The sequence below is a fragment of the Holdemanella sp. genome (assembly GCF_056804935.1).
In genome coordinates this window covers 1-2,948 of record NZ_DBMEXE010000176.1, presented here as the reverse complement: position 1 = coordinate 2,948, position 2,948 = coordinate 1, and the positions used below count along the sequence as shown (strand labels likewise).

Annotated in this window: 3 protein-coding genes; all 3 read left to right on the top strand. The window is 34.4% G+C overall.

What is annotated here, in order from left to right:
* A partial coding sequence (locus tag ACZQCL_RS07705) for a hypothetical protein (protein WP_482482599.1) occupies positions 1-1,376 on the top strand: 1,376 nt, incomplete at its 5' end.
* A gap of 18 nt (positions 1,377-1,394) precedes the next feature.
* Positions 1,395-1,892, top strand: a complete 498-nt coding sequence (locus ACZQCL_RS07700) for a hypothetical protein (protein WP_482482597.1) — start codon at positions 1,395-1,397, stop codon at positions 1,890-1,892.
* Positions 1,893-1,908: 16 nt separating this feature from the next.
* A complete protein-coding gene (locus tag ACZQCL_RS07695; RefSeq protein WP_482482595.1) occupies positions 1,909-2,928 on the top strand; it encodes a hypothetical protein in 1,020 nt (339 codons plus the stop codon).
* The last annotated feature ends 20 nt before the right edge of the window (positions 2,929-2,948 follow it).

Genomic DNA, 2,948 nt, shown 5'->3' with positions numbered 1-2,948 from the left:
ACACACCTGTTGTAAGTAGATATGATGACGAAAGTGAAGATTTCGAAGGTCATGCTAGTCGTCAAGAAATCTTTGGTATTGTTGATCCTTGCGGAGAAATTACTTTTGAAGATGATGAAGAAGATGGAAAAACTTGGTGTGTGACAGATGTAATTTTATATACTGAACGTCCAGATCAATTAGGCGAACTTGCCAAAAAAATTCCTGGTCATCCTCATTCATTAGAGTTAGACCCTAAATCAACAAAATACAAAATTAACTATGATGACAAGAAACACTTCAAAAACATTGAATTTACCGCAGGAGACTTTGTTGGTGTAAGTGTGCTTGGCATGAATCAAAAACCGGCTTTTACAGGTTCAAGTTTCTTTAATGAAAACAGTGAATTTGCAAAGAAAATGCAATTATTGAAAGACTATTGTGAAAGACGATTAGAAGAAAACCAACATGGAGGCGAAAAAATGAATTTAAGTGAATTCATCAAGTTAACATGGGGTGACATTTCCGCTAAAGCAGTAAACGCCATTGAAAAAGAATATCAAGAAGAATATTATATCTATCCAGTTGATTTTTACGATGATAGTGTAATATGTCATGTATATTCATTTATTGATGGGAGTACAACTTATTTAAAATTCTATTATACTATTGATGAAAATGCAGTAGTAACTTTAGGTGAAGTAAAAGAAGTACATGTTGTTTGGGAAGAAATGCCTGAACCAGCACCTGCAGAACCTTCTCCTAATGCTAGTTTAGAAGATAATACTGCTTCAGCAGAAACAGACATGGGACAAGCAGAACCAGAACCTAGTGCAGAACCAAAAGTTGGTGAACAAACTGATTTTGATAATCAAACACCTGAAACTACACCAGATCCTGAACCTGTGAGTGCTGCCTCTACTATTGAGAATGAAGAAGGTCACAACAGTGATGACCAACAATCAAATTTCACCGGTGCAGCAGCATCAGTAACAAATGTCGAAGACGCTCCACTAGTTAACGAAGGACAACAAATTAATGAAAGTGAGTGTGGACATGAAAACAAACAAACTGAGAGTTCAAGTTCTACCTCATTTACTGACAGTGAAAGAGAAGAATATGAAAATCTTAAGAAAGCAAAAAAAGTCCAATTAGTTGAATCTTATAGGAATGTATTAACTGAAGAACAATACAATAACTATATGTCTTCTATTGATACTTTTAATGCAGAAGATCTTGAATTAGATTTATTAAAAATTTACAAGCGCGTAAATGATGAAGTTAATACTACATCTGTACGTGGTATTGGAAGAGCATTTACTGTGTATGCTCCAGAAACAAATAAAGACACAGAAAATCCACTAGACGCATTTGTTCGTAAGAACTTAAAGCGCTAGAAAGAAGAGGTTATAAAAATGATTGTAGATCTATTACCAAAATTTGAACAAATTGAAGTTAATAACCTTAAAGGCTTACAACCTGGTTTCGTTGTAGCACAAATGCCAGTTAAAGAAAGATGTGCATACATTAAAGATGTTAATGGTGTTAAATATTTTGAAAACGGTCATATCTGTGCTATTAGTGTAGACGGAATCAAAGTTCCTGAAGCATCTGACAAGGTTTTATTTATTTCTTATAACGATCCTATCAATACTATTTTTAAAGGAGCTAAACTTTATGCAACTAATCTTGAAGAAGAAAATGTTCGTTTAGTTCAATTAATTCCTGGTGATGAATGGATGAGCACTATTGACTATGAAAATGATTCAAAGTATGCAGATGTTAAAACTGTTATTCAAGGTAGAGTAGTTAAAGTAGAAGCAACTAGTGGTTTAGGCAAATCAGACGATTGGTTTGGCGTAGCAGAAATGCCTGATGGAACAAAAGCTTACCACTATATTTATTTAGGATAGGAGCGAGGTGAATACAATGAATAAAGAATTAAAAACTGGCCTTATCGCCGCATTAGAAAATCAACCTTCTGCTAATTTTAGTGCAGAAGACGTTAACAACGCTGCTATCACTGCAATTTGCAAAGAATTAGGTTTAGGTGAAAACCCATCTGCTCGTGAAATTCGTGCCGTAGCACCTCAAGCTTTCGCATTAATCGAAGAAGCAATGGATGAAATCCTTCCTAAGAAATTAGAACAAGTATTAGGCGAATTTGCAGAAGTTAAATCTTTTGCTCGTGATGCTGAACCTTTATTTAACATTGATAAAATCGGTAAAAACCGTGCTAAATTAACTATCGCTAAAGGTGCTCGTGGTGGTATCTATAGAGCAGCTAGATTAGATAGCAAATATTTCAGTTTAAAAACTCATGTTGAAACAGTAGCAGTATATGTAACTTTAGAAGACATTTTACTTGGAACTGCAAGTTTAAGTGAATTATTTAATAACGTTCTTGAAGGAATGGAAGAAATCGTTTACAAAGATGTATTTGATGCTTTAGCAGCAGGCGAATCTGCAGCAAGTGCTGAATACAATGCTGTAAAATATCAAAATGGTACTGCAATTGACGCTACTACAGCAGCATTATCTCCTGCATTAGACGAAGTATTACCAATTGTTAAACAATATGGTATTCCTACTATCTTCGGTTCTTATGAAGTTTTAAGCAAACTTAATAATGAAGGAATTGAATTCCACTCTGAATCACAAGACTCTGCAGACAAGAGAAACTATGGTTTCATCCAAATTTATAAAGGCGTTAGAGTTGTAGAACTTCCTAACTATTTAGTAGACAACACTAATAAGAAATGGTTCTATGACACTAAGACTGTATTCGTACTTCCTTCAGGTGTAAAACCTGTTAAAGTTGCTTTACGTGGTGACTTAGTAATCCAACGTAATGAATCAGCAGTTGGTTCTGAAAAATGGGAAGCTCATAAGATGATTGGTGTTGGTGTAGCTATGGCTAACAACTATGCAGTTATCAAAATTAAATAAGAGCTTGAATAAATAACTGA

Coding starts and splice junctions, on each gene's coding strand:
- ACZQCL_RS07700 (WP_482482597.1), top strand. CDS start 1,395: ATGATTGTAGATCTATTACCAAAATTTGAACAAATTGAAGTTAATAAC.
- ACZQCL_RS07695 (WP_482482595.1), top strand. CDS start 1,909: ATGAATAAAGAATTAAAAACTGGCCTTATCGCCGCATTAGAAAATCAA.